Annotated in this window: 26 protein-coding genes; 18 read left to right on the forward strand and 8 right to left on the reverse strand. The window is 61.5% G+C overall.

Features of this window, described 5'->3' with window-relative positions; genetic code table 11:
• Positions 1-35 precede the first annotated feature (35 nt).
• The 3 genes from hemJ to ABIE33_RS08705 all read right to left on the reverse strand — a co-directional run bounded on the left by hemJ (position 36) and on the right by ABIE33_RS08705 (position 2,045).
• The gene (hemJ, locus tag ABIE33_RS08695; protein ID WP_429124058.1) at positions 36-578 is read right to left on the reverse strand and encodes a protoporphyrinogen oxidase HemJ; all 543 of its coding nucleotides are present in this window, start codon (positions 576-578) and stop codon (positions 36-38) included.
• Complete coding sequence (gene hemE / locus ABIE33_RS08700) at positions 575-1,606, reverse strand: uroporphyrinogen decarboxylase (RefSeq protein WP_429123900.1); 1,032 nt, start codon at positions 1,604-1,606, stop codon at positions 575-577. The genes hemJ and hemE overlap by 4 nt, the downstream gene beginning before the upstream one ends.
• A 67-nt stretch (positions 1,607-1,673) precedes the next feature.
• Complete coding sequence (locus ABIE33_RS08705; RefSeq protein WP_429123902.1) at positions 1,674-2,045, reverse strand: hypothetical protein; 372 nt, start codon at positions 2,043-2,045, stop codon at positions 1,674-1,676.
• On the opposite strand from ABIE33_RS08705, the gene ABIE33_RS08710 reads away from it, so the two are divergent.
• From ABIE33_RS08710 to dnaQ, 5 genes are read left to right on the forward strand one after another with little or no spacing between them, the layout of a single operon-like run.
• Complete coding sequence (locus ABIE33_RS08710; protein WP_025425303.1) at positions 2,013-2,834, forward strand: pyruvate, water dikinase regulatory protein; 822 nt, start codon at positions 2,013-2,015, stop codon at positions 2,832-2,834. The genes ABIE33_RS08705 and ABIE33_RS08710 overlap by 33 nt on opposite strands.
• A 31-nt stretch (positions 2,835-2,865) precedes the next feature.
• The gene (locus ABIE33_RS08715; RefSeq protein ID WP_429123905.1) at positions 2,866-3,465 is read left to right on the forward strand and encodes a Maf-like protein; all 600 of its coding nucleotides are present in this window, start codon (positions 2,866-2,868) and stop codon (positions 3,463-3,465) included.
• A complete protein-coding gene (locus ABIE33_RS08720) occupies positions 3,458-4,318 on the forward strand; it encodes a shikimate dehydrogenase (RefSeq protein ID WP_429123907.1) in 861 nt (286 codons plus the stop codon). Before ABIE33_RS08715 ends, ABIE33_RS08720 begins: the two co-directional genes overlap by 8 nt.
• Positions 4,315-4,914 (forward strand): dephospho-CoA kinase, encoded by a 600-nt coding sequence (gene coaE / locus ABIE33_RS08725; protein ID WP_429123909.1) that lies wholly within the window; start codon positions 4,315-4,317, stop codon positions 4,912-4,914. The genes ABIE33_RS08720 and coaE overlap by 4 nt, the downstream gene beginning before the upstream one ends.
• Positions 4,907-5,614 carry a DNA polymerase III subunit epsilon gene (dnaQ, locus tag ABIE33_RS08730; RefSeq protein ID WP_429123911.1) on the forward strand — a complete coding sequence of 236 codons (708 nt, stop codon included), beginning with the start codon at positions 4,907-4,909 and terminating at the stop codon, positions 5,612-5,614. The genes coaE and dnaQ overlap by 8 nt, the downstream gene beginning before the upstream one ends.
• Positions 5,615-5,668: 54 nt before the next feature.
• On the opposite strand, the gene secB is transcribed toward dnaQ, so the two are convergent.
• Positions 5,669-6,166: a protein-export chaperone SecB gene (secB, locus tag ABIE33_RS08735; RefSeq protein WP_429123913.1), complete on the reverse strand. Its 498-nt coding sequence runs from the start codon at positions 6,164-6,166 to the stop codon at positions 5,669-5,671.
• 80 nt (positions 6,167-6,246) lie between these two features.
• Complete coding sequence (locus ABIE33_RS08740; protein WP_429123914.1) at positions 6,247-6,753, reverse strand: FxsA family protein; 507 nt, start codon at positions 6,751-6,753, stop codon at positions 6,247-6,249.
• A 130-nt stretch (positions 6,754-6,883) separates the two neighbouring features.
• On the opposite strand from ABIE33_RS08740, the gene ABIE33_RS08745 reads away from it, so the two are divergent.
• The 5 genes from ABIE33_RS08745 to gyrB all read left to right on the forward strand — a co-directional run bounded on the left by ABIE33_RS08745 (position 6,884) and on the right by gyrB (position 12,217).
• Positions 6,884-7,588, forward strand: a complete 705-nt coding sequence (locus ABIE33_RS08745; RefSeq protein WP_429123915.1) for a Tim44/TimA family putative adaptor protein — start codon at positions 6,884-6,886, stop codon at positions 7,586-7,588.
• A 15-nt stretch (positions 7,589-7,603) separates the two neighbouring features.
• Positions 7,604-8,710 (forward strand): murein transglycosylase A, encoded by a 1,107-nt coding sequence (mltA, locus tag ABIE33_RS08750; protein WP_429123917.1) that lies wholly within the window; start codon positions 7,604-7,606, stop codon positions 8,708-8,710.
• Entirely contained in the window at positions 8,703-9,272 is a 570-nt protein-coding gene (locus tag ABIE33_RS08755) for a Smr/MutS family protein (RefSeq protein WP_429123919.1), read from the forward strand. Before mltA ends, ABIE33_RS08755 begins: the two co-directional genes overlap by 8 nt.
• A complete protein-coding gene (locus ABIE33_RS08760; RefSeq protein WP_429123921.1) occupies positions 9,269-9,646 on the forward strand; it encodes a helix-turn-helix domain-containing protein in 378 nt (125 codons plus the stop codon). Before ABIE33_RS08755 ends, ABIE33_RS08760 begins: the two co-directional genes overlap by 4 nt.
• Before the next feature lie 135 nt (positions 9,647-9,781).
• Entirely contained in the window at positions 9,782-12,217 is a 2,436-nt protein-coding gene (gene gyrB / locus ABIE33_RS08765; protein WP_429123923.1) for a DNA topoisomerase (ATP-hydrolyzing) subunit B, read from the forward strand.
• Between the two features lie 62 nt (positions 12,218-12,279).
• Here gyrB and ABIE33_RS08770 read toward each other — a convergent pair whose 3' ends face one another.
• On the reverse strand, positions 12,280-12,876 hold the full coding sequence (locus ABIE33_RS08770) for a nitroreductase family protein (protein WP_429123924.1): 597 nt from the start codon (positions 12,874-12,876) through the stop codon (positions 12,280-12,282).
• 273 nt (positions 12,877-13,149) lie between these two features.
• Here ABIE33_RS08770 and gabD point away from each other — a divergent pair, with 273 nt between their 5' ends.
• The gene (gabD, locus tag ABIE33_RS08775; RefSeq protein ID WP_429123926.1) at positions 13,150-14,604 is read left to right on the forward strand and encodes an NADP-dependent succinate-semialdehyde dehydrogenase; all 1,455 of its coding nucleotides are present in this window, start codon (positions 13,150-13,152) and stop codon (positions 14,602-14,604) included.
• Positions 14,605-14,713: 109 nt separating this feature from the next.
• Positions 14,714-15,520 (forward strand): 4-hydroxy-2-oxoheptanedioate aldolase, encoded by an 807-nt coding sequence (hpaI, locus tag ABIE33_RS08780; RefSeq protein WP_429123928.1) that lies wholly within the window; start codon positions 14,714-14,716, stop codon positions 15,518-15,520.
• A gap of 92 nt (positions 15,521-15,612) precedes the next feature.
• On the opposite strand, the gene ABIE33_RS08785 is transcribed toward hpaI, so the two are convergent.
• The gene (locus ABIE33_RS08785) at positions 15,613-16,698 is read right to left on the reverse strand and encodes a mannitol dehydrogenase family protein (RefSeq protein ID WP_429123929.1); all 1,086 of its coding nucleotides are present in this window, start codon (positions 16,696-16,698) and stop codon (positions 15,613-15,615) included.
• A 19-nt stretch (positions 16,699-16,717) separates the two neighbouring features.
• Positions 16,718-17,596: an FCD domain-containing protein gene (locus ABIE33_RS08790; RefSeq protein ID WP_429123931.1), complete on the reverse strand. Its 879-nt coding sequence runs from the start codon at positions 17,594-17,596 to the stop codon at positions 16,718-16,720.
• 278 nt (positions 17,597-17,874) lie between these two features.
• Between ABIE33_RS08790 and ABIE33_RS08795 the strand changes: the two genes are divergently transcribed.
• The 6 genes from ABIE33_RS08795 to ABIE33_RS08820 all read left to right on the forward strand — a co-directional run bounded on the left by ABIE33_RS08795 (position 17,875) and on the right by ABIE33_RS08820 (position 25,506).
• Positions 17,875-19,380 (forward strand): UxaA family hydrolase, encoded by a 1,506-nt coding sequence (locus ABIE33_RS08795; RefSeq protein ID WP_429123933.1) that lies wholly within the window; start codon positions 17,875-17,877, stop codon positions 19,378-19,380.
• Positions 19,381-19,418: 38 nt separating this feature from the next.
• Entirely contained in the window at positions 19,419-20,438 is a 1,020-nt protein-coding gene (locus ABIE33_RS08800; RefSeq protein WP_429123935.1) for an aldo/keto reductase, read from the forward strand.
• 236 nt (positions 20,439-20,674) lie between these two features.
• Positions 20,675-21,664 (forward strand): ABC transporter substrate-binding protein, encoded by a 990-nt coding sequence (locus tag ABIE33_RS08805; RefSeq protein ID WP_429123936.1) that lies wholly within the window; start codon positions 20,675-20,677, stop codon positions 21,662-21,664.
• Positions 21,665-21,776: 112 nt separating this feature from the next.
• Entirely contained in the window at positions 21,777-23,330 is a 1,554-nt protein-coding gene (locus ABIE33_RS08810) for a sugar ABC transporter ATP-binding protein (protein WP_429123938.1), read from the forward strand.
• A gap of 39 nt (positions 23,331-23,369) precedes the next feature.
• Positions 23,370-24,347, forward strand: coding sequence for an ABC transporter permease (locus tag ABIE33_RS08815; RefSeq protein ID WP_429123940.1), 978 nt, complete (start codon positions 23,370-23,372; stop codon positions 24,345-24,347).
• A 136-nt stretch (positions 24,348-24,483) separates the two neighbouring features.
• Entirely contained in the window at positions 24,484-25,506 is a 1,023-nt protein-coding gene (locus tag ABIE33_RS08820) for a zinc-binding alcohol dehydrogenase family protein (protein ID WP_429123941.1), read from the forward strand.
• Positions 25,507-25,831 lie beyond the last annotated feature (325 nt).

Genomic DNA, 25,831 nt, shown 5'->3' on the forward strand with positions numbered 1-25,831 from the left:
TAGCGACAACTATTACAATTAGCAATCGATGAAATTCAAAACGGCTTCACCACCACCATGATGACGATCAGGATCATCAGCAACGTCGGGGCCTCGTTCATCAGCCGCCAGTAGCGTGCGGTGCGGCGGTTTTCATCCCGCTGGAACGCCCGAACCGCCCGGCTGAAGCGCATATGCACCACAGTCAGCATCACCACGAACAACAACTTGGCATGAAGCCAGCCGCCCTGGAAGCCATAGACGCTCCAGGCGAGGTAAAGCCCGAGCACCCAGGAGATCATCATCGCCGGATTCATGATGACCTTCAGCAGTCGCTGTTCCATCATCTTGAAGGTTTCGGATTGTTCGGAGCCGGGTGCGGCGTCAGTGTGGTAGATGAACAACCGCGGCATGTAGAGCAGCGCTGCCATCCACGACATCACCGCAATCACGTGCAGCGCCTTCATCCAGAGATACAGGCTCTCGGGCTGCCAGACGAAAAGCCCGATGAGCAAAGCGGCAAAACCGCCAAGCGCAATCATTGCTCTCAGCCGCGCCCTGTTGCCCGGGCCGCTATCCGTCTGGCGTTCGCCCATCAGCGTGCTCCGCGAACGCGCGACACCAACGCCGAGACGTTCTGCGGATCGGCCTGCGGCGTAATCCCGTGCCCGAGATTGAAAATCAGCGGCCCGTTACCGAGCGCATCGAGAATACGATCGATGCCCTGCTCCAGGGCAACGCCACCGGAAACGACCCGCATCGGATCGAGATTGCCCTGCACCGGTCCGTCCTTCTGCAAATCGACAGCAAAGGACAGTGGGACCGTCCAATCGAGCCCGATGGCATCCGCACCCGTTTTCCGGCGGTAATGCTTCAGGAGAAGCCCTGCGCCCTTGGCAAAGGCAATGATCTTGGCCTGCGGACGGCGCGCCCGCACCGAAGCGATCATTCGGGCGACCGGCTTGACCGCAAATCGTTCGAATTCCTCTTCGCCGAGAACGCCAGCCCAGGAGTCGAAAATCTGGACCGCGTCAGCGCCGGCATCGATCTGCTCGACCAGATAGTCGGCCGACACATCCGCCAGAAACGTCAAAAGCCGTTCGAAGGCTTCCGGGTTTCTATAGGCGAACAGCCGGGCAGGGGCCTGATCCGGTGTTCCGTGACCGGCGATCATATAGGTCGCGACGGTCCAGGGCGCACCACAAAAGCCGAGCAGCGTCGTTTCCGTCGGGAGTTCCGCACGCAAACGCGACACCGTTTCGAAGACCGGTTTCAGGTGACTGGAGATACCGTCCGCCTTCAAAGCATTGATGCCGTCGACGTCGATCGGATCCATTCTCGGCCCATGGCCTTCCTCGAAGCGAACGTTGCGCTTCAGCGCGTCCGGGATGACGAGGATGTCCGAAAACAGGATGGCTGCGTCAAAGGCATAGCGACGGATCGGTTGCAGTGTCACTTCGACGGCAAGATCGGGCGTGTAACAGAGATCGAGGAAGCTTCCGGCCACCGCACGCGTTGCTCGATATTCCGGAAGGTACCGGCCGGCCTGGCGCATGAGCCAGACGGGAGGAGGACTGACCGTCTTCCCGTCCAAAACCTCCAGAACTTTCCTTCGTGTCTCGGCCACGGATGGTCTCTCCCAATAAATAAACAAAGGTATTTAGACTCTTTCTATTTCTTAGAGTCGGTGGGTATCAAGGATTAAAAGATGGCCACATGTCATCCACGGCCGCCGGATCGAATCCAACCAGCTGGGAGCGAGCGCGGCGCTCACCACCGCATTTCGTGGATAAGTCCAAAAAGCCGATGGGAATCAGGCGATTGCCGCGCTTGAAAAACAGCGCATATCTGTGGACAACGAACTGAAACACGTGACACTTTGTCATTGCCATGAGTCTTGTCCACATGCTCTGCGAAGCTTTCTTCTGCGTTGGGCAAATTGTGAATAAGTCGGCGGTTTTCCCGTCGCCCGAGCTGGCGTGGCGCCGTCGGCCGTTTTTATCCCGGTTTATCAACAGCACCCGGAGAATTGCGTGGAGAACAAGAAAAACTACTTCCACCTGCATCTGATCTCCGATTCGACGGGGGAGACGTTGATCGCTGCGGGGCGGGCGGCAGCGGCGCAGTTCCAGGCGTCGCATGCGCTCGAGCATGTCTATCCGCTGATCAGGAATCGCCGGCAGCTGCTGCAGGTTCTCGATGCCATCGATGGAGCGCCCGGCATCGTGCTCTATACGATCGTCGATCGCGAACTGGCTGATATCATCGACCAGCGCTGCCGCGAGATGGGCGTGCCGTGCGTCTCCGTTCTCGATCCAATCATTGAACTGTTCCAGTCCTATCTCGGCTCGCCGTCGCGACGCCGTTCCGGCGCGCAGCATGTGATGGACGCTGATTATTTCGCGCGCATCGACGCTTTGAATTTCACCATGGACCATGACGACGGCCAGCTTCCGGCCGATTTCGATGACGCCGACGTGGTGCTGATCGGCATCAGCCGGACATCGAAGACGCCGACATCCATCTATCTCGCCAACCGCGGCATCAAGACAGCCAACATTCCGATCGTCCCGGGCGTGCCGCTTCCCGATCGGCTGATGGCGGCAACCAAGCCACTGGTCGTCGGCCTGATTGCGACCGCCGACCGGATTTCCCAGGTCCGTCAGCATCGGGTGCTTGGCACCACGCAAGGCTTTCACGGTGATCAATATACGGATCGGGCGGCGATCGCCGAGGAGCTGAAATATGCCCGCGCACTTTGTGCGCGCAACAACTGGCCGCTCATCGATGTCACCCGCCGCTCGATCGAGGAAACCGCCGCCGCAATTGTTGCCCTGCGTCCGCGGCTGCGCTAGAGCGAATCCGAACAATTCGGGAACTTCGATGATGACACCTTCACTCGTCCTGGCTTCAGCAAGCCCGTTCCGGCGTGCGCTTCTGGAAAATGCCGGCCTGGAGTTTACGGCACGCGCCGCCGAGCTCGACGAGCGCGCGCTTGAAAAACCACTGGAGGAAGAAGGTGCAGCTCCTGAAGAGGTCGCAGTGCGGCTGGCCGAAGCCAAGGCGAGAAATGTCGCCAAGCATTTTCCGCAGGCGTTGGTGATCGGCTCCGACCAGACCATGTCTCTGGGCCAGCGCGTCTATCACAAGCCGAAGGATATGGCGGAAGCCGGACAACATCTCCTGTCGCTCTCCGGCAAGACCCATCGTCTGAACAGCGCGATCGTTCTCGTGCGCGGCGAAGAGATCCTCTGGCGTCACCTCTCTTCCGCACATATGTCGGTCCGTACGCTGACGCCGGAATTTGTCGATCGCCATCTGCAGCGTGTCGGCGGCAAGGCCTTGTCCAGTGTCGGCGCCTACCAGCTGGAGGGTGAGGGGATACAGCTGTTCGAAAAGATCGAGGGTGATTACTTCACCATCCTCGGTCTTCCGATGCTGCCGCTGCTCGCAAAACTTCGGGAATTGGGAACGATCGATGCGTGATTCACGTGAAACATTTGTTAACCACGCCTTCGTCACCGGCTATCCGATCAAGCATTCGAGGTCGCCGCTGATCCATGGCTATTGGCTGAAACAGCTTGGGATAGAGGGCAGCTACCGCGCACACGAGGTGAGGCCGGAGGACTTTTCCGCCTTTATTGCAGAGCTGAAGCAAGGCACGGCCGGTTTTTGCGGCGGCAACGTCACCATCCCGCACAAGGAAGTTGCCCATCGGCTCGCAGATCGACCTGACGATCTCTGTCTGGAAGTCGGCGCTGCCAATACGCTTTGGATAGAAGCCGGCGAAGTCCACGCCACCAACACCGATGGCCAAGGGTTCGTCGCCAACCTTGATGAGCGGGCAGCCGGCTGGGATCAATGTTCGACCGCGGTCGTGCTCGGCGCCGGCGGTGCCAGCCGCGCCGTGATCCAGGCCGTGCGCGATCGGGGCATCAAGACGATCCATGTCGTCAACCGCACGGTGGTAAGGGCACAGGAACTGTCCGACCGTTTCGGGTCGGCCGTGCATGCGCATCCGATGGAGGCATTGGGCGAGGTGATGACGGGCGCCGGCCTCTTCATCAACACCACGTCTCTCGGCATGGATGGACAGGATGCACCGCAGATCGATTTCACCGTCATGGCCAGGGAGGCCGTGGTGACTGATATCGTCTACGTCCCGTTGAAGACGCCTTTGCTTCGCCAGGCGGAAGAGCAGGGCTACGCCACCGTCGATGGACTTGGCATGCTGCTGCATCAGGCCGCGCCCGGTTTCGAGCTCTGGTTCGGCCGCCGGCCCGTCGTCGACGCCACGCTTCGCCAACTCGTCATCGATGACATGGGCGCGCGCGCATGATGATCGTCGGCCTCACCGGATCGATCGCCATGGGCAAGTCAACGACGGCGCAGATGTTCCGCGAGTTCGGGGTGCCGGTCAACGACGCCGATGAAGTGGTGCATACGCTTTATCGCGGCGAAGCCGTAGCACCGGTCGAAGCCGCCTTTCCGGGAACGGTCAGGCAGGGGGCGATCGATCGGGCCGAACTGTCCCGCCAGTTGTTGGCAATGCCGGAAAGGCTGCGCGAACTCGAGAGCATCGTGCATCCGCTCGTTCGCCAGAAAGAGCGCGAGTTCCTCGACGAGAATGCTGCGGCCAACGTGCCTTTCGTCGTGCTCGATATTCCGCTGTTGTTCGAGACGGGTGCCGAGGCGCGGGTCGATAAAGTGGTCGTCGTTAGCTGCGCGCCCGACATTCAAAGAGAGCGGGCGATGAAACGCCCCGGTATGACCGAAGAGAAATTTGCTATGATCCTGGCGCGTCAGGTGCCGGACAGCCAGAAGCGCGAACGCGCCGATTACATCGTCGATACCAGCAACAGCTTCGATAACACACGCCAACAGGTGAGGGCGATCGTCGACGATCTCGCCAAGAATGGAGCTCCCGATGCGTGAGATCATTTTCGATACGGAAACGACCGGCCTCGACAATCGCGAGGACAGGGTGATCGAAATCGGCGGCGTCGAGCTGGAAAACCAGTTTCCGACCGGCCGTACGCTGCACATCTTCATCAATCCCGGCAATCGCAAGGTTCATCCGGATGCGCTTGCCATTCACGGCATCACCGACGAGTCCCTGAAGGACAAGCCGCCTTTTGCCGATGTGGCCCAGCAGATCCTCGACTTCTTCGGCGATGCCCGCTGGGTGGCGCACAATGCCACCTTCGACATGGGCTTCATCAATGCGGAATTCGGTCGCATCGGGCTGCCGGTCATTGCCGGCGAACGGGTGACGGATACGCTCGCGCTTGCCCGCCGCAAGCACCCGATGGGCCCGAACTCGCTCGATGCGCTCTGCCGTCGTTATGGCATCGACAATTCCCATCGCGCCAAGCACGGCGCGCTGCTCGACTCCGAGCTTCTCGCCGAAGTCTATATCGAGATGCTCGGCGGTCGTCAGGCGGCACTTGGTCTGGTGTCGAGCAACAAGGTCGCGGGACAAACCGTCGAACACGACGATGCGCCGATTGCTATCGCGCAGCGCCCAAGGCCTTTGCCGAACCGATTGTCGGAAGCGGATGAGGAGGCTCATGCCGCGCTGGTCGCCAAGCTGGGGACCAAGGCAATCTGGGCAAAATACGATCTGCAGGAATGAAAAAAGCCCGGTCAAGCCGGGCTTTTTCTCAAGTTCGATCCAGACTGACGGAAATCAGTTGGCGGTCTCGGTTGCCACCTGAGAGCGGACCTTTTCTTCGGCCATGCGCTGGGCGAACATCTGGGCAAAATCGATCGGGTCGATCATCAGCGGCGGGAAGCCGCCGTTGCGGGTCGCGTCGGCAACGATCTGGCGCGCGAACGGGAACAGCAGGCGCGGGCACTCGATGAAGAGCAGTGGCAGCATGTGTTCCTGCGGGAAGCCGGCAACACGGAAAACGCCGCCGTAGGAGAGCTCGACGTTGAACAGAACGCGCTCGCCGTCTTTCGCTTCCGCGTTCAGCGAGAGAACGACATCGAAATCGTTCTCGGCGAGCGGATTGGCGTTGACGTTGACATTGATGTTGATCGACGGCGCATTGTCACGGGCCTGCAGCGAACGCGGTGCGCCCGGGTTCTCGAACGAGAGATCCTTGACATACTGGGCGAGGATGTTGAGCGACGGGCTCTGCTGCGCGCTGCCGTTGCCGTTGGATGCGGTATCAGTCGTCATAAGGGTTTCCTCGACTTCAATTCGGTGAGGCCATCTAGCATTTCGTCATAGGGCTTACAACCCTGCGCCACAGGCCTTTGCTATTGCCGCCGGCGCTCTTCGGGCGGGTTTTGCTCATCATCATCGGTCCTCGAGAACTCGCCTTCGCCAAGGTCGATGACGCGCGGTTGGGCGCGCTCTTCCGGTGTATGGCTCGGTCCGCGCCAGGACTGGCTCGAGGCAGCGGTTACAATCGTCATTCTTGACCTCAGATAGCCGGCCACGGCCTGTCGGACAGGCGGCACAAATAGAAGCAGACCGAAGATGTCGCTGATGAAGCCGGGCACCATCAACAACAGGGCTGCGACGAACATCAAGGCGCCGCCGAGGACCTCGCGGCCCGGATCGCTGCCGGTGCGCGTCGCCTCCTGCACACGCCTGATGACGGCGAAACCCTGGACGCGAAGCAGGACGACGCCGGCGATCCCGCTCAACAGAACGAGCAGCAATGTCATCGCCAGGCCGATTTCGCGGCCGACGATGACGAAGCCGGCAATCTCGGCAAGGGGCAGTCCAAGAACGACCAGGGGAATTAACAATGAGCGCATTAGCGGTGCCTGAAACGGTCTTCGCATCGTCACCTCCGATCTAAGGGTGCGACAACGCTGTTTGAATGATCTATCCTTGCGGACTATATGGAATAGCTACGAGAAATTCTAACAGCGGTTTCAGGTGGAAATGGGCTCTTTCGACTTCATCACGTTTTTTTTCTTGATCGCCGCAGTGGTCATTTTCCTGCAGTTGCGCAGCGTTCTCGGTCGCCGAACCGGCAGCGAGCGGCCACCGTTTGATCCCTATTCACCGAGAGACATGAGCCAGGGGCCCGAAAAGGCCGACAATGGCAAGGTCGTCCAGCTGCCGCGCCGCGACAATGTCGAGGACGATTCGGCCCGCTATGCCGCGATCGATGCCTTCGCCAAGGTGGGGACGCCGCTCAACGATCAGCTCCGTTCGCTGACCGACGCCGACACCGGCTTCGACCCGAAGGAGTTCGTCAACGGGGCGAAGATGGCCTACGAGATGATCGTCATGGCTTTTGCCGACGGCGACCGCAAGACGCTGAAGAACCTTTTGTCGCGCGAGGTCTATGAGGGCTTCGACGCTGCGATTGCCGAGCGCGAACGCAAGGGCGAGGTGGTCAAATCCACCTTCGTCGGCATCGAGAAGGCCGACATCGTCCACGCCGAAGTCAAGGACAGCGAAGAAAACATCACGATCCGGATTGTCAGCCAGCTGATCTCGGCGACCTACGACAAAGCGGGTGTCATCATCGATGGGGACGCGGAGTCGGTGGCCGAAGTCAACGATCTCTGGACTTTCTCGCGCGACATTCGTTCGCGTGATCCGAACTGGAAGCTGATCGCTACCGAATCCGAAAACTGATCGGAAGGGGCGACCATGACGTTTCGACTTGAGCCTGTCACCTTCTCCGATCTACCGGGGTGGCAGGACGACGATCCGACTGCGGTGATTGAAGCGTTGCGCCGCTGTCACCACCATGTCTCGACGGCAAAGCCTTATCGCACCGGTTCGATTGGCATTTCCGTCGATGATTTGATGCCCGCCCTTTCGGCCGCAGGCGCAGATGTCCCCGACGCGGCTGCAGCCCGCGCATTCTTCGAGCAACAGTTCGTTGCCTTCAGGATCCGGCCGGAAACGACCAGGACCGGTTTCGTGACTGCGTTCTACGAGCCCGAGATCGACGTGCGGGCGACACCGGACGAGACGTTCCGCTACCCGATCTACCGGCGCCCGATCGATCTCGTCGACGTCGACGACACCAACCGGCCGGCAGATATGGATCCCTATTTCGCCTTCGGCCGGTTGCATGACGGCGTGGTCGGCGAGTATCCCGACCGTCGTGCGATCGAGCACGGCTTTCTGGCGGGGCGCGGTCTGGAGATCGCCTATGCCAAATCGAAGGTCGACGTCTTCTTCGTCCACGTCCAGGGAGCTGCCCGGCTCGTCTATCCCAACGGTTCGCGCCGGCGCATCACCTACGCCGCCAAGACCGGCCATTACTTTTCCCCGATCGGAAAGCTGCTGATCGATCGTGGCGAGATCGATGCTGCCACCGTTTCGATGATGAGCATCCGGGGTTGGCTCGCCGCCAATCCGGATAAGGTCGACGAGGTGCTTTGGCACAATCGCTCCTTCATATTCTTCCGCGAGGCAGACGTCGAAGACGAGCGGCTGGGTCCGGTCGCTGCCGCCAAGGTTTCGTTGGAGCCGGGACGCTCGCTTGCAGTCGATCGGCTGATCCATACTTTCGGCGTGCCGTTTTTCATTTCCAGCGAGAGCCTGACACGTCTTGATGCCGGACAGCCGTTTCGACGGCTGATGCTGGCGCTCGACACCGGATCGGCGATCGTCGGCCCTGCCCGCGGCGACATCTTCACCGGATCCGGTGACAGGGCCGGGGAGCTTGCGGGTGCGGTTCGCAACGAAGCCGATTTCTACATCTTCATCCCCAGTGCGGTTGCGGCAAGATACGGCAATGGCTAGGGGCAAGAAGCTTTCGGCCGAAGAGCGGATTCTATGGGGAAAGGTGGCACGCACGGCCAGGCCCATGCCGGGCCGTCTCGACGATCTCAGGGAATTCCTCGGCGAGGATGTTCCGGCCGAGCCCAAGGACGAGCCGCAAAAGCCGCAGGCCACGGCCTCGGCCAGTGGTGCCGACGACCAGCAGGGAATTGCCCTTAGCAAGACCCCGAACGGCCGACACCACTATCCGCTTGAAAAACCGGTCAAGCGCAAGCTGTCGAAGGGCCACCTAGCGCTTGAAGCGCGGATTGATCTGCACGGCATGATCCAGAGCGAAGCCCATGGCTTCCTCCTGCATTTTCTTCTGAGAGCACATGAGCGCGGGCTGCGTCACGTTCTTGTCATCACCGGCAAGGGAACGTCGATCGGCAGCGACGGCGCCTTGAAGCGCGCCGTGCCGCTCTGGTTCTCGCTGCCGGAGTTCCGGCCATTGATCTCAAGCTACGAACCCGCGGCCCGCAATCATGGCGGCGATGGCGCGCTTTATGTCCGCCTGGCGCGCAGCAAGGGAAGCGCGACGTGACCCCTTTTGGCGTGGCGGTGCGCGCGTTGCGGCGCAAGAAGGGGGTGTCGCAGAAGCAGATGGCCGCGGCGATCGGCGTGTCGGCCGCCTATCTCTCGGCGCTAGAGCATGGAAAGCGCGGCGCGCCGAGCTTCGATTTTCTGCAAAGGGTGGCCGGCTATTTCAACGTCATCTGGGACGATGCCGAGGAATTGTTCCAGATCGCCCAGGTCTCTGCGCCGAAAGTGATGCTGGATACGTCGGGGCTCGCGCCGGAATACACGGCCTTTGCCAACCGCTTGAGCGGGCAAATCCGCTATTTGTCCATCGACACGATCCGCGCCCTGGAAGATGTTTTGGAAAAAGCCACATTTCCTGCTAATGACAGGGGATGAACAGCTGTTTTCCGGCCGCTACGCGCGGTCCGGGATTTGGAACCGTGGACAAATTTTCTATAGTCCGCGAGGCGTCCGAGACGTGATTCGCAACGAATCACTACGTCCGAAGAACCTGGAAAGACCCGAAGCCGAATGACCGATATTCCTGAAACCGATACCGGCGCCGCCGCCGAATATGGTGCCGACTCCATCAAGGTGTTGAAGGGCCTGGATGCCGTACGCAAGCGGCCGGGCATGTATATCGGCGACACCGACGACGGCTCCGGTCTGCATCACATGGTGTACGAGGTGGTCGACAACGCGATCGACGAGGCGCTCGCGGGCCACGCCGATATCGTCACGGTGACGCTCAATGCCGACGGCTCGGTGACGGTGACCGACAACGGCCGCGGTATCCCGACCGACATCCACAAGGAAGAGGGCGTCTCGGCGGCTGAGGTCATCATGACGCAGCTCCACGCCGGCGGTAAATTCGACCAGAATTCCTACAAGGTTTCGGGCGGTCTGCACGGCGTTGGCGTTTCGGTGGTCAACGCGCTGTCCGTCATGCTGCGGTTGAAGATCCGCCGTGCGGGCAAGATCCATGAGATGAGCTTCACCCATGGCGTGGCTGACAGCCCGCTAAAGGTGATCGGCGACGCCGGCACCGATACCGGCACCGAAGTGACGTTCCTGCCAAGCACCGAGACCTTTACCAAGACGGACTTCGACTACGGCACGCTCGAACACCGCCTGCGCGAACTCGCCTTCCTGAATTCCGGCGTACGCATCGTCTTGACCGACAAGCGTCATTCGGACGTACGTCAGGACGAGATGATGTATGACGGTGGCCTCGAAGCCTTCGTCGCCTATCTCGACCGCGCAAAGAAGCCGCTCGTGCAGAAGCCGGTTTCGATCCGTGGCGAAAAGGACGGCATCACCGTCGAAGTCGCGATGTGGTGGAACGACAGCTACCACGAGAACGTGCTCTGCTTCACCAACAACATTCCGCAGCGCGACGGCGGCACGCACATGGCCGGCTTCCGCGGCGCGCTGACCCGGCAGATCACGTCCTATGGCGAAACGTCAGGCATCACCAAGAAGGAAAAGGTGACGCTGACCGGCGACGACTGCCGCGAAGGCCTGACCGCCGTTCTCTCGGTCAAGGTGCCGGATCCGAAGTTCTCGTCGCAGACCAAGGACAAGCTGGTTTCCTCGGAAGTCCGTCCGGTTGTCGAGAGCCTGGTCAACGAAGCCTTGAGCACCTGGCTGGAGGAGCATCCCTCCGACGCGAAGATCCTTGTCGGCAAGGTCGTCGAAGCGGCCGCCGCCCGCGAGGCGGCGCGCAAGGCGCGCGAACTGACGCGCCGCAAGGGCGCGCTCGACATCTCTTCGCTGCCGGGCAAGCTCGCCGACTGCTCCGAACGCGATCCGGCAAAGTCCGAAGTCTTCCTGGTGGAGGGCGATTCGGCAGGCGGTTCGGCCAAGCAGGGACGCTCGCGCGAAAACCAGGCGATCCTGCCGCTGCGCGGCAAGATCCTCAACGTCGAACGGGCGCGTTTCGACAAGATGCTTTCGAGCCAGGAAATCGGCACGCTGATCACCGCGCTCGGCACATCCATCGGCAAGGACGAGTTCAACGCCGACAAGCTGCGTTACCACAAGATCATCATCATGACGGACGCCGACGTCGACGGCGCCCATATCCGCACCCTGCTGCTCACCTTCTTCTTCCGGCAGATGCCGGAGCTGATCGAGCGCGGCCACCTCTATATTGCCCAGCCACCGCTTTACAAAGTGACCCGCGGCAAGTCCGCCCAGTACCTGAAAAACGAGCAGGCGCTGGAAGACTACCTGATCTCCATGGGTCTCGAGGAAGCGACGCTTCAGCTTGCATCCGGCGAGGTCCGCGCCGGCCAGGACTTGCGCGAGGTCATCAACGACGCGTTGCGCGTGCGTAACCTGATGGATGGTCTTCACTCGCGCTACAATCGCTCGATTGTCGAACAGGCAGCGATTGCCGGCGCCTTGAATGTCGAACTGAACGGCCAGCGCGAACAGTACGAGCAGGTCGCGACCGAAGTGGCTCGCAGGCTCGACGTGATTGCCGAAGAGACCGAACGCGGCTGGAGCGGAGCGGTCACGACCGAAGGCGGCCTCAAGCTTGAACGCATGGTTCGTGGCGTCAAGGAAGTCGCTACCCTCGACATGGCGCTGATCGGCTCGTCCGACGCCCGTCATATCGACCAGCTGACATCGAAGCTTAAGGAAATTTACTCCGCACCTCCGGTGCTCCGCCGCCGTGATGGCGCACAAGATATCAGCGGTCCGCGCGCGCTTCTGGATGCGATCTTTGCGGCTGGCCGCAAGGGTCTGTCGATGCAGCGCTACAAGGGGCTGGGCGAGATGAATGCCGAGCAGCTCTGGGAGACGACGCTCGATCCGAACGTGCGCTCGCTGCTGCAGGTTCGGGTGAACGACGCGACGGACGCAGACGGCTTGTTCTCGCGCCTGATGGGCGACGAGGTCGAGCCGCGCCGCGACTTCATCCAGGAAAACGCGCTGAGCGTCGCCAACCTCGACATCTGATCGAGATACAATTATTCGCTTCTTGAGATCCCGGTACCGCAAGGCACCGGGATCTTTCTTTTTTATTCGGCCTTGAAGCGGCCTTCAAAGGCCAGTTCGGCAAGCGGCTTGCGCTGGCTCGGCTTTTCTCGCTCGCGCAGATCCTCCGGCAGCGTCGAAGGGTCGGCAAGCCGGCCGATCGCCACCGCCGCCTCGACCCGGTAGTACTCGGGAACGCCAAGGCTGGTCATCGCCTTGTCGCGATCGATACCGGCCATCGCATGCGCGTGCCAGCCGGCAACGGTTGTCTGAAGCGCGAGGCTGAACCAGGCAGCACCGGTGTCGAAGGCATGGGTGTAGGTTGCCCGCATCTCGCCGGTGGCCGCCTGCGTGTGCGTCTTGGAGATGATGATCACCAGCGCGGCGGCATGCTTCGCCCAGCGCTGATTGCTCTCGTTGAGAATATCCAGCAGGCGCGCGAAATGCCCGGTGCCGCGGCGGGCATAGACGAACCGCCAGGGTTGGTTGTTGCTCGCCGAGGGCGCCCAGCGGGCGGCTTCGAGCAGCGAGAGCAAGTCTTCTTCGCCGATTTCCTCTTGTGTGAACGCGCGCGGCGACCAGCGTTTCAGGAACATCGTATCGATCGAGTGGTCGGCGGTTCTGTGGTTGCTTTCCGTCATGAACATACCTCTTTTATCGTATCGGGAATCCCTTGGGAGGAGTCGCAATCTACGGCAGTTGCCGCCGCAGAGCGGGAAGGGTGGCGAGATTCGCTGCGGACGCTACATGGGATCGGGGAGCGATGAAACCGGATTTGCGCTCGGCTCGTCGGTCCTTTTGTCGGCCCGATCCGACGCCCTGACGGAATATGCAGAAACGGTGTTTCGGGTGATTGTCGAGCTCGATAAAAAAGTTGTATAAGTTCTGTAGATTTTTCTGAGAGAGGACGCGCGATGACTTTTAAGGACCCGTCACTGTTTCGCCAGGCTGCCTTGATTGGTGGTGAATGGATCGAAGCGGATGCTGCCAATGCGATCGATGTAGTGAACCCGGCAACGGGTGAACTTGTCGGGCGCGTGCCGAAGCTTGGAGGCAAGGAGACGAAGGCTGCGATCGAAGCGGCGCGTCTGGCGCAGAAGGGTTGGGCTGCCCGTACCGCCAAGGATCGCGCCGGCGCGCTTCGCCGCTGGTTTGAACTGATGATCGAGAACAAGGACGATCTCGGTCGCATCCTCACGCTCGAACAGGGCAAGCCGCTGGCAGAGGCAACCGGCGAAATCGTCTATGGCGCCAGCTTCGTCGAATGGTTCGCCGAAGAGGGGCGCCGTATCTATGGCGACCTGATCCCCGGCCATCAGCCGGACAAGCGCATCATGGTTATGAAGCAGCCGATCGGCGTCGTCGCCGCGATCACGCCTTGGAACTTCCCGAATGCGATGATCACCCGCAAGGCTGGCCCGGCGTTTGCTGCCGGCTGCGCCATGGTGTTGAAGCCCGCTTCGCAGACCCCGTTCTCCGCCCTTGCCATCGCCGTTCTTGCCGAGCGCGCCGGCCTGCCGAAGGGCCTCTTCAGCGTCGTCACCGGCTCGGCCCGCGAAATTGGTGCCGAGATGACCGCCAATCCGGTGGTGCGCAAGCTGACCTTTACCGGCTCGACCGAGGTCGGCGCCGAGCTCTATCGCCAGAGCGCCGGCACCATCAAGAAGCTCGGGCTGGAACTCGGCGGCAACGCGCCCTTCATCGTCTTCGACGATGCCGATCTCGACGCGGCAGTGGAAGGCGCCCTGATCGCCAAGTTCCGCAACAATGGCCAGACCTGTGTCTGCGCCAACCGCATCTACGTGCAGGACAAGGTCTATGATGCCTTCTCCGACAAGCTGGCCGCGGCCGTTGCCAAGCTGAAGATCGGCAATGGTCTCGACCAGGGCGTCATCCTTGGCCCGCTGATCGACAAGGCGGCGCTGGAGAAGGTGGAAGAGCACATCGCCGATGCCACCGCCAAGGGCGCTCGCGTGATCCAGGGCGGCAAGCGCCATACGCTCGGCGGCACTTTCTTCGAGGCGACGGTTCTGGCCGATGTCACCCAGGCGATGGCCGTCGCCCGCGAGGAAACCTTCGGTCCGGTCGCGCCGCTGTTCCGCTTCAAGGACGAGGCTGACGTGATCGAGCAGGCCAACGACACCGAATTCGGCCTGGCCTCGTATTTCTATGCCAAGGATCTGGCGCGGGTGTTCCGCGTTGCCGAGGCGCTGGAATACGGCATGGTCGGGGTCAACACCGGCCTGATCTCCACGGCGGAAGCGCCGTTCGGCGGCGTCAAGCTCTCCGGTCTCGGCCGCGAAGGTTCGAAGTACGGGATCGAGGAATTCACCGAGATCAAATATGTCTGCTTGGGTGGCATCGCCTGACGTATTTGCACGTTGATACAATCTGATCGCGAAACCGGCCGGAAAGCTCTGGCCGGTTTTTTTGTTTGCCGGTACAGAGGTTGCAGTCGTGAACAGAGGAGATGACGCGATGCCGGCACCGACCAACCCTTTCAAGGCCGCCCTGCGTGAGCAGCGTTTTCAGCTTGGGCTTTGGGTCGCGCTGGCGAGCCCCTATGCGGCTGAAATCGTCTCCGGCAGCGGTTATGACTGGCTGTTGATCGACGGCGAGCATGCGCCCAACGACCTGCCGCTTCTCTCGGCCCAGTTCCGGGCAGTGGCGGCATCCGCCAGCCACCCGATCGTTCGCCTTCCCGTCGGCGATACCGCACTCATCAAACAGATCCTCGATGTCGGCGTGCAAACGCTGCTGATCCCGATGGTTGAAAGCGTCGAGCAGGCGAAAGAGCTGGTTCGCGCCACCCGCTATCCGCCGCATGGCATCCGCGGCGTCGGCGCGGCACTGGCGCGTGCATCGCAATTCGGCCGGATAGCTGACTATCTCCACACCGCAAACGACCAGATCTGCCTTCTTCTGCAGATCGAGAGCCGTGCGGGCCTGGCCGCGATCGACGAAATTGCCGCTCTTGATGGCGTCGACGGCCTGTTCATCGGGCCATCCGATTTGGCCGCGGATATGGGCTATCTCGGCAGCCCAGGGCATCCGGAGGTACGGGCGGCAATCATCGACGCCTTCGCGCGCATTGAGAAAGGCGGAAAGGCGCGGGGCATCATGACGCTCGATCTGGCGCAGGCACGCGATTACCGCGATCTCGGCGCCGATTTCATGGCAATCGGCACCGATGTCACATCCCTGGTTCGGGCGACACAGGTGCTGCGCCAGGAGTTTTCCGGCGAGCAGGGTCAGCAGTCCGGCAAACTGGAATCCGGCTACTGAAGTATTTTCAGGACAAAGCGCCGGCAGTTTTCCCGCAAGGAACTGCGTAAAAGATAGAGCGTTTCCGCGACACCGTCCAAACCGGAAACGCGCTAGTCGCAGATCGCGCCCAGCATCGGCATGGCAATGGCCGGGCTCCAGCGGCGGAAGTCGGCAATCCGTCGACTGACCTTCTCGGCGTGATGGTTGGCGATATCGCCGAGGCGATGGTCAAGGAACGGGTTTCGGAAGCGGTCGAGCGTTGCTGCGACATAGGCGCTTGCCTGCGGTCCGAGATCCTTCGCCGCGAAGGCAGGCACCACCTCCTGCCGGTAGATATCCTCGAGCTGCCTGGCGATGTCAGCCTCGGCGAGGATCTGCCGGACTGTTTCATCGCGATTGCGCCCCTGCCTCAGCCAGATATCCGCAAGCACCGTGTGGCCGAGATTGAGGATATGAAGCTTCAGCTTTTCGTAAGGAGTGAGGTCGTCGACCAGCAGCACGCATGCGTGCTCGCAAGGCGCCGTTAGTCCCGGCTGTCTTTCGATCGCCCATAAAGCGTAGGGCTCCGCTACGGCGCCGGCGGGATCGATCGGTTCGGAGACGATCCGGTCGACCAGCGTATTGGCCCAGATTATCCTAGTTGCCAGCCACTCCGAAAACCGAGGGTCGTCCAGCCGCTCGCGCGCGAGATTCAGCACGATGGCTTTCAGCACGTCGCCATTGCGCGACACCAGTTCGCAGGGAAGGATGGTGAGCGGCCGGCCGCCCGCATCGAAACGGGCTTTCAGAAGCAGCAGAAGTTTGCCGGGAAAAGACCGAGCCAGGTGCGCCGACAGGTCGTCGTCGGAAATGTCGTAGCCGGTATCGCCGGTGTTGGAGATCAGGAACTCGGCCTCGTCCGCCACGACATGGCAAACGGCATCCCAGTTGTCATCAGTCGACAGCGCGCGGGCGATGCTTGTCACCCGCTTGACCTTGTCCACCGGTTTGCCGTCAACAAGGCCACGGATCACCACGGGGTAACCATCGGGCTGCCTCAATGCCGCCAGACGTCCCGACCGCTCGGCCGAGCCGGTCGTCTGCACCACCGTGATCCGCCCCGGCGCTTCGTGCCTTTCGAGCGCTTCGCTGATGAAGAGATCGGCATGCGCCTGAAGAAAGCGGCTCGTCCCAAACTGCACAAACGGTGTCTTCATGGCGATTTCCGGTAGCTGGCTATGGAATGGATTGTAAAAGGGTCTCGCGTGCCGAGCGCAGATGTCGCCGGCAGGCTTCCTCGGCGCGTTTGGGATCGTGCGACCGCAGCGCTTCGATATAGACAAGGTGTTCTTCCAACGCGCGCGCGTTTCGCTGCCGCGCGTTGGTCTTGTTCCATTGGTAGTGGTAGTGGAACACGATCGAGATGATGTCGTAGAAATCGACGATGAAGCGGTTGCTCGACGACTTGTGCACCAGCAGGTGGAAGCGCTCGTCGAGCTCGGAGAATTCCTTGTAGCGATTGTCGATGTCGGCGAGGATCTCGCGGTGGAGGGCTTCGATCGTGTTCAGTTCCTGCCAGGCGGCATGGCTGTCGGGCAACGCCACGAAGCTTGCGGCCGAGCGAAGCTCGAACATCTCGCGGATCTCGGTCAATTCCAGCGCAAATTCGCGGGTGAAGCCTTTCAGGATCCAGTGGCTGTTCGGTCGCTTCTCGATCAGGCCGAACCGGCTGAAGCGGATCAGAAATTCCCGCACGCTCGTGGTGCCGGTGCCGATCTCACGCGCCAGTTCCAGTTCGTTGATCTGCATGCCCGGCTCGGCGCCGCCGGCCAGAATCCGGCGCATGAAGCTGCGCTCAATGATCTCAGCGAGCGAATCCGTTTCCTCTGTCGGGAAATAGTCATCCGGCTGCGGCTGGCGCAGCACGATCTTCTTGCGCTTGTCCCAAGTGATCAGCTTCGCCTCTTCGAAGCGGCCGAGAATGGCACGCACGGTCGTCCGGCTGACGCCGAGCACCTGACCGAGTTCCGGCTCGGAGGGCAGGGAGGATGTCTCCGCCAGCACTTTCAGGCAACGGTTATAGGCATCCTTGAAGACGGTGTTCTGCTTAGCCATTGCCAGGATCCGGGCGGTTGGGGTTGTGCGGGCGACGAGCCGCTGAACGAAAGATCAGCTTTCGTCGGCCGCCGATCTAGCCTGCCGGCGCGCACTTGTCTTCGTCTCTCGTAAGACAGTCATGACGTTTTCTCCCGTGTTGCCGCTGTGTCCGCGCGCGCTGTTCGTCCGGCGCTTGCCTTCCCGCATAATACCCATTGACGACAATCTGTCTATTGTGGATAAAAGACAAATGGACCCTTCTCGAAATCGCAATAGTCTTCACGGAGAAATTCAGAGTGGCTGTGCCGTCTTCAATCCTTCTGGCTCCTGAGGACAATGTGGTCGTGGCGACGCTGGCAATCGCTGCCGGCGAGGCCCTGCCGGGCGGCGTGCGCACCGTCACGAAGATCGATCCCGGGCACAAGGTCGCGATACGGCCAATTCATGCGGGCGATCCGGTGGTCAAATATGCCCAGGCGATCGGACGCGCCACCAGCGACATAGCCGCCGGCGAGCATGTCCATTCCCACAATCTCTCCTTCGATCAGGATCGCCTGGCCATCGGCCCACAAGGCGCGCCGGAAGAGGCGAGTGCTGCCGATAGCGCACGCACTTTCTTGGGCTATCGGCGCGGAGACGGAAGGGCGGCGACGCGCAACTATATCGGCATCATTGCCAGCGTGAACTGTTCCACCACGGTCTGCCGGGCAATCGCCGAGGAGGCCAACAGGCACATCCTGCCGAAATACGATGGCATCGACGGCTTCGTGCCGATTGTCCACGACCAGGGCTGCGGCATGTCTTCGACCGGCGACGGCATGATGAACCTGCACCGAACCCTGGCGGGCTACGCGCGCCACGTCAATTTCGGCGGCGTGCTGATGGTCGGGCTCGGCTGCGAGGTCAACCAGTTGACGCTCTACGGGCAGAGCGGAGCCGGGCAGGACAAGCGCCACTTCAATATCCAGGAGGCCGGTGGGTCGCGACGCTCGGTCGAGCGTGCGCTCGGCATCCTCGATGAAATCGCCGAGGAAGTCGGCAGGCAGCGGCGAGTCGCCATTCCGGTCAGCGAAATCATCGTCGGTCTGCAGTGCGGCGGTTCTGACGGTCTGTCTGGTATCACCGCCAACCCGGCGCTGGGAGCGGCGGTGGATCTTCTGGCGGCTGCCGGCGGCACCGCCATCCTGTCCGAAACCTCGGAAATCTACGGCGCCGAACATCTGTTGCGCAGCCGTGCCGCCAACGAGGCGGTTGCCGTAAAGCTCGACGGGCTGATCGCCTGGTGGGAAAACTACGTCGCGCTGCACGGCGCGTCGCTCGACAACAATCCTTCGCCGGGCAACAAGCGCGGTGGCTTGACGACCATTCTGGAGAAGTCGCTGGGTGCTGTGGCCAAGGGCGGGCGCTCGCCGCTCAATGCCGTTTACGGCTATGCCGAACGCGTCACCGAGCACGGGCTCGTCTTCATGGATACACCCGGCTATGATCCGGTGTCGGCGACCGGCCAGGTGGCCGGCGGCGCCAATGTCATCGCCTTTACCACCGGCCGCGGCAGCTGTTTCGGCTGTCGGCCCGTACCGTCGATCAAGCTGACCAGCAACACTGCGCTTTTCCGGGCGATGGAAGAAGACATGGACATCGATTGCGGCGTGATCGCATCCGGCGAGGCGACGATTGCCGGGCTCGGTCGCGAGATCTTCGATCTGATCATCGATACCGCTTCAGGAAAGAAGACCAAGAGCGAGCTTTTCGGTTACGGCGACAACGAATTCGTGCCCTGGCATCTCGGGGCGACACTCTGACGATGTGATCTTGCGCATCCCGAGGGAGGAGACTGGGAATGCAGACGAGAAAGATCGGTCGGACCGACCTGTCGGTGACCGAATACAGCTTCGGCGCCGCCGGCCTTGGTGGGCTCTACCGCGAATGCACGCGCGACACGGCAATGGAAACGCTGGACGCGGCTTGGGGCTCCGGCCTGCGCTATTTCGACGTCGCGCCCTATTACGGGCTCGGTCTTGCCGAGCGCCGGGTCGGCGACTTCCTGCGGGATAAGCCGCGCGACGAGTTTGTGCTGTCCACCAAGGTTGGTCGGCTGCTGCATCCCGTGCCTGAAGGCGAGGTGCCGGACTATTCCTACGTCAAACCGCTGAACTTCGACGTCAGTTACGATTACAGCTACGACGCCATCATGCGCTCGGTGGAAATCAGCTATGCGCGCCTCGGGCTCAATCGCATCGATATTCTCTATGTCCACGACATCGGCGTCTACACCCATGGCGCCGCCCCCAATGCCGTCTATCTCAGGCAACTCCTGGATTCCGGCCTCAGGGCGTTGGAGGAACTGAAGGCTGGTGGTGTGATCGCCGCCTATGGGCTTGGCGTCAACGAGGTCCCGGTCTGCCTGGATGTGATGCGCCGCGCCGACATCGACTGCATCCTGCTTGCAGGCCGCTATACGCTGCTCGATCGTTCCGCCGTCGCCGAACTGCTGCCGCTCTGCGAGACGAAGAACACGTCGCTGATCGTCGGCGGTGTGTTCAATTCGGGCATCCTTGCGACCGGCCCGGTCGATGGCGCACATTTCGACTACATGCCAGCGAGTAGCGAGGTCCGCGAAAAGGTCGGGGCAATGGAGCGCATTGCCCGGGAGCGTGGCGTGCCGCTCGCCGCTGCCGCCATGCAGTTTCCGCTCGATAATCCGGCGGTTGCCTCGGTCCTGCTCGGCACAGCGAAACCGGAGAGCTTGAGGCGCAATATGGACGCGCTGCGGCACCGAATGTCGAAGGCCGATTTTTCGGCCTTCGAGCCATACACGCTTGTGGCGCCGGAGCTCGGGTCGGAGGCGGTTCGGGCCTGATGCTTGACGACGCTGGGCCGGCGCCCTTTTCGGACTTGGCCCCGGATTTCACATATCGAAACGCGCTATCGGAGGAGACAGTGCAGTCACGCAAATCGCAGCAACGACTGCTTGCAAAGCGGACAGTGTTGTATTAGCGTTTCGATATGTTTTTTATCGATAAAAGATCGATCCGCAAGCACCCGGTGAATTGATCTCCATAAGGTGGAACGAGGTGCACTGAGAGGAGAAACCCAATGAGCATAACCCAGCACATTCTTTCCCGCCGTGCCTTCACCGCCTTGGCCGGTGCGGCGATGATCGCCACAATGGCGCCAGTCACGACCTTTGCGCAAGATGTCACCATCCCGATCATCGTCAAGGATACCACGTCCTTCTACTGGCAGATCGTGCTGGCCGGCGCACGCGCGGCCGGCAAGGATCTCGGCGTCAACGTTCCCGAACTCGGGGCCCAGGCCGAATCCGATATCAACGGTCAGATCACTATTCTTGAGAACGCCGTTGCCGGATCGCCGGCCGCCGTCGTGATCTCGCCGACCGAGTTCAAGGCATTGGGCAAGCCGATCGACGAAGCTGCCAAATCGGTTCCGATCATCGGCATCGATTCCGGCGCGGATTCCAAGGCTTTCTCCTCGTTCCTGACGACAGACAACGTCCAGGGCGGCAGGATCGCCGCTGACGGCCTCGCTGCTGCCATCAAGGGAATGACTGGAAAGGAAGAGGGTGAGATTGCCATCATCACCAACCTGCCGGGTGTAGGGTCTCTCGATCAGCGCCGCGAAGGCTTCCTCGATCAGGTCAAGACGAAATATCCGGGCTTCAAGGTCGTGGCCGACAAATATGCCGATGGCCAGGCAACCACCGGCCTCAACATGATGACCGATCTGATCACCGCCAATCCGGACCTCGTCGGCGTCTTTGCCTCCAACCTGATCATGGCGCAGGGCGTCGGCCAGGCGATTGCCGAAAACAAGCTCGGCGACAAGATCAAGGTGATCGGATTCGACAGCGACGAGAAGACCGTCGGTTTCCTCAAGGAAGGCGTGCTGGCCGGCCTCGTCGTCCAGGATCCCTACCGCATGGGTTATGATGGCGTGAAGACGGCGCTTGCTGTCTCGAAGAAGGAGAAGGTCGAGGCCAACGTCGATACCGGCGCCAATCTGGTGACCAAGGCCAACATGGCTGAGCCGAAGATCGACGCCCTGCTCAACCCGAAGATCGATTGACGGCAATCGGTGGCAGGCGCGCGAGCTTCGCCTGCCGCCGAGAATAAGGTTGCCAGCGGTCGGATACGAGGACCGGCCGCTGGCAGTCTCTGCGATAGGGAGGAGTGCGCAGATGCCAGGTCTCGATGAGGTCAGCGATATCAAGAGCGACGGTTTGAAAACGGCCGCCCGTCACCCGGTGCCGAAGGGCGAACCGATCCTGGAAATGCGCGCGCTGCAGAAGAAATATGGCGCCGTCGAAGCGTTGAAGCCTGCCTCCATCGCATTTCTTTCAGGTGAAATTCACGCCATCGTTGGCGAAAACGGCGCCGGTAAATCGACGCTGATCAAGCTTCTGACCGGCGTCATCCGCCGTACCTCGGGCGAAGTCTATTGGTGCGGCAAACCGGTCCAGCTCGACAATCCGCAGGAGGCGATCGCGCGCGGCATCAACGCCGTGCATCAGGAGGTGGTGCTTTGCCCGCACTTGAGCGTGGCGGCCAACATGTTCCTCGGCGACGAGATCAACAGCATCGGCCTGATGCGCAAGCGCGCCATGACCGAGGCGGCCCAGAGCGTGCTTGATGATCTCGGCTTCAACCTGCCGGCCGCCGCAACGCTCGGCAATCTGACGATCGGCCAGCAACAACTGGTCGCGACCGCCCGCGCCGCCATGCGCGGCACACAGTTTCTGATCTTCGACGAGCCGACCGCCTACCTGACCCGTCAGGAATCCGCGCAGCTCTTCCGGCTCATTCGCCGGCTACAGGGCGAGGGGGTGACGATCGTCTATATCAGCCACCGCATGGAGGAGGTCTTCGAGCTGGCCGATCGTGTATCGGTGCTGCGCGACGGCACCCATGTCGGCACGCGCAAGATCGGCGAGACCAATGACGCCGAATTGATCACCCTGATGATCAATCGCACGATCGAGCAGATTTACCACAAGGAACATTTTCCGGCGGGCGAGACGATCCTCGAGACCCGCGGCCTGAGCGGTCCCGGCTTCGAGGACGTGTCGCTGACCGTTCGCGCCGGCGAGATTGTCGGCCTCTATGGGTTGATCGGTGCCGGACGCAGCGAGTTCGCGCTCGGCCTCTATGGCCGCCACGCCTCGACCGCCGGTGAGGTCTACTGGCAGGGACGCAAGGTGAGTATCGCCAACGAGCGGACCGCGATGGACCTCGGCATTGCGCTTGCGCCGGAAAGCCGCCGCGACCAGGGGCTCTGCCTCAATCTGCCGATCGGCCTGAATATCAACCTGCCGATCTTCAGTCGGCTGACGCGCGGGCTGACGATCAACCGTCAGAAGGAAATCGAGAATGCCGATCGGCAGATCAGGGATCTGAAGATCAAGACGCCATCGCGCCGCGTGCTTGCGTCAGCGATGTCCGGTGGCAACCAGCAGAAGATCGTCATCGGCAAGTGGCTGAGCCACGGCGCCAAGCTCTTCATCTTCGATGAGCCGACGGTCGGCGTCGATGTCGGCACCAAGGCGGAAATCTACCGGCTGTTCGCCCGGCTTCTGGAGAACGGAGCGGGGATCATCCTGATCTCCTCCTACCTGCCTGAGGTCTACGAACTGTCCGATCGCCTGCACGTGTTTCGGAGGGGGCGGCTCGTCGCAAGCCACAATTATCGCGCGGCGAGCCACGAGGAAGTGCTGACGCAGGCGATCGGCGTCTGATCGCGACAATGACAATCAAGGGAAGCAGGGAGGACGACGATGAGTGCTGAAACGGTCGACAGCGGAACGGGCCCGACGCCGCGGAAAGGCGTGAGCATCCTGTTCGGCCTTACGCTTCTCGGGCTCCTGCTTTTCCTCTGGCTGCTCCTGGGGCTTGCCACCAACAGTTTCTGGACGCCCAACAACATCAGCAACCTGCTGCGTCAGGGCGCCATGACGGCGATCCTTGCCGTCGGCCAGACCTTCGTCATCATCACCGCCGGCATCGATCTTTCGGTCGGTGCCGTGGTCGGCTTCACCAGCGTGATCGTCGCCTGGCTGCTTGCCGCCGGCGTGCCGCTGTGGATTGCGATTATCCTGACGCTTGCCTTCGGCGTACTGATCGGCGCCTTCCACGCCTTCGGCATCGTCCGCATGGGGCTGCCGCCGTTCATCATCACGCTGGCAACCCTGACCTCGCTGCGCGGCATTGGGCTGCTCATCACCAACGGCTCGACCATCTCGATCACCAACGAAGCTTTCACCAATTTTTCGCGCGCGGATTTCCTCGGCGTGCCCAGCCTGTTCTGGATGGTGATCGTGGTGGCGATCCCGGCCTATGTCTTCCTGCACTTGAGCCGTTTCGGCCGCTATCTCTTTGCCGTCGGTTCTAACGGCGAGGCGGCACGCCTTTCCGGCGTCAACGTGCATCGCACCATCTACCTCGCCTATATCCTGTCCTCGACCTGCGCGGCCTTCGTCGGCCTGCTGCTCGCCTCTCGCATCGGCATCGGCAACGCGACACAGGCGGAAGGCTGGGAGCTGCAGGCGATCGCCTCCTCCGTCATCGGCGGTACCAGCCTCTTCGGTGCGGTCGGCTCGGTGCACGGCCCGCTGCTTGGCGCCTTCATTCTCGCCACGATCAACAACGGCGCCAACCTGCTCAACGTCAACTCGTTCTGGCAGCGCATCATCACCGGCGCACTCATCATCGTGATCGTCTATTTTGATCAGCTCAGGCGGCGCGGCGCGCGCTAAGGCATGTCGCGCAAAAGTGCGCAGCGGTTTTGTGATGACGACATGCGCAGAAAAAAGAGCCTAAGGCGCAATAGGCGAATCCTAGGGATCGCGACGCTCGTTAGGCGTGGGGCCCTGACAACATACGGAAAATGACATGAAAGCCGTCCTCTGCCCGGAACCCGGTCGCCTGGAGATTGTTGAACGCGCGCCCGTGCCGGCCCCGGAGGCGGAGTGGGTGCGCGTTGCCGTCAGCCATGTCGGTATCTGCGGCACCGACTACCACATCTTCGCCGGAAAACACCCGTTCCTGGAGTATCCGCGGGTGATGGGGCATGAGGTCTCCGCGACGGTAATTGCCAATGGACCGGGGACGACGATTGCGCCGGGAACGCCTGTGGTGGTCAACCCCTACCTCTCCTGCGGCGACTGTGTCGCCTGCCGGCGGGGAAAGCCGAACTGCTGCACGGCGATCAAGGTGCTCGGCGTCCACACTGACGGTGCCTTCTGCGAGGAGATCCTCGTTCCGGAGGGCAATCTTTATCCGGCGGTCGATCTGTCGCCGGAGGCGGCAGCGACGGTCGAATTCCTCGCGATCGGCGCCCACGCCGTGCGCCGGGCTGCCGCACCTGCGGGCGCTCGCGCCCTTGTGATCGGCGCCGGGCCGATCGGACTCGGAACGGCGATCTTCTCGCGTATCGCCGGCCATGTCGTAACCCTGATGGACACCAGCACGGAACGGCTGGACTTTGCGGCAGACCGGCTCAGTTTCGGTTCCGGCATCATCGCCGACGAAGCTTGCCGCCGGTGCGTCGCCGAGGCGACAGGGGGCGATGGTTTCGATGTCGTCTTCGATGCCACCGGCCATGGCGGTTCGATGGAGGCTGCCTTCGGCCATGTGGCTCATGGGGGAACACTGGTGTTCGTCAGCGTCGTCAAGGACGATATCCGCTTCTCCGATCCGGAATTTCACAAGCGGGAAATGACCTTGATTGGCAGCCGCAACGCCACGCGCGAGGATTTCGATCATGTCGTGAATTCGATACGTGAGGGCCTGGTCCCGGTGGAGACGCTGATTACCCATCGGACGACGATGGACGCGGTGATCAAGGACCTGCCGCGCTGGGCGCACGAGAAATCGGGCCTGGTCAAGGCGATCGTCCGGATAGCCGCCGCGTGACGACCCGGCCTGCTGCGATGCGAGAAATCGGCTCGGTAATCAGACATCGAAAGCCGGCCGGAAAAGTGGCTTGTGCTCGCCGAGATCTACGTTTTTTTGGCGAAAAAGCCCGTTTTCGGCCAGCTCCGGGCAAGTCCGTTTGTTAATTATCAGCAATCCGGGCGCATTTTCGCAGAAGTCGCTTGTATAGAACCGAAACGGGTATACTTGTTGCAGTGCACAAGAAACATGGTAGTCTGGCAAGGATTGCGGACACCAAGACAAACAATCGCAAGCTTGCGTCCGACTGGGAGCGGCGTTGTCGTTGATTGAACCAAGGGGTACG

Origin of the sequence: Ensifer sp. 4252 (assembly GCF_050434565.1) — a bacterium.
Taxonomy (GTDB): Bacteria; Pseudomonadota; Alphaproteobacteria; order Rhizobiales; family Rhizobiaceae; genus Ensifer.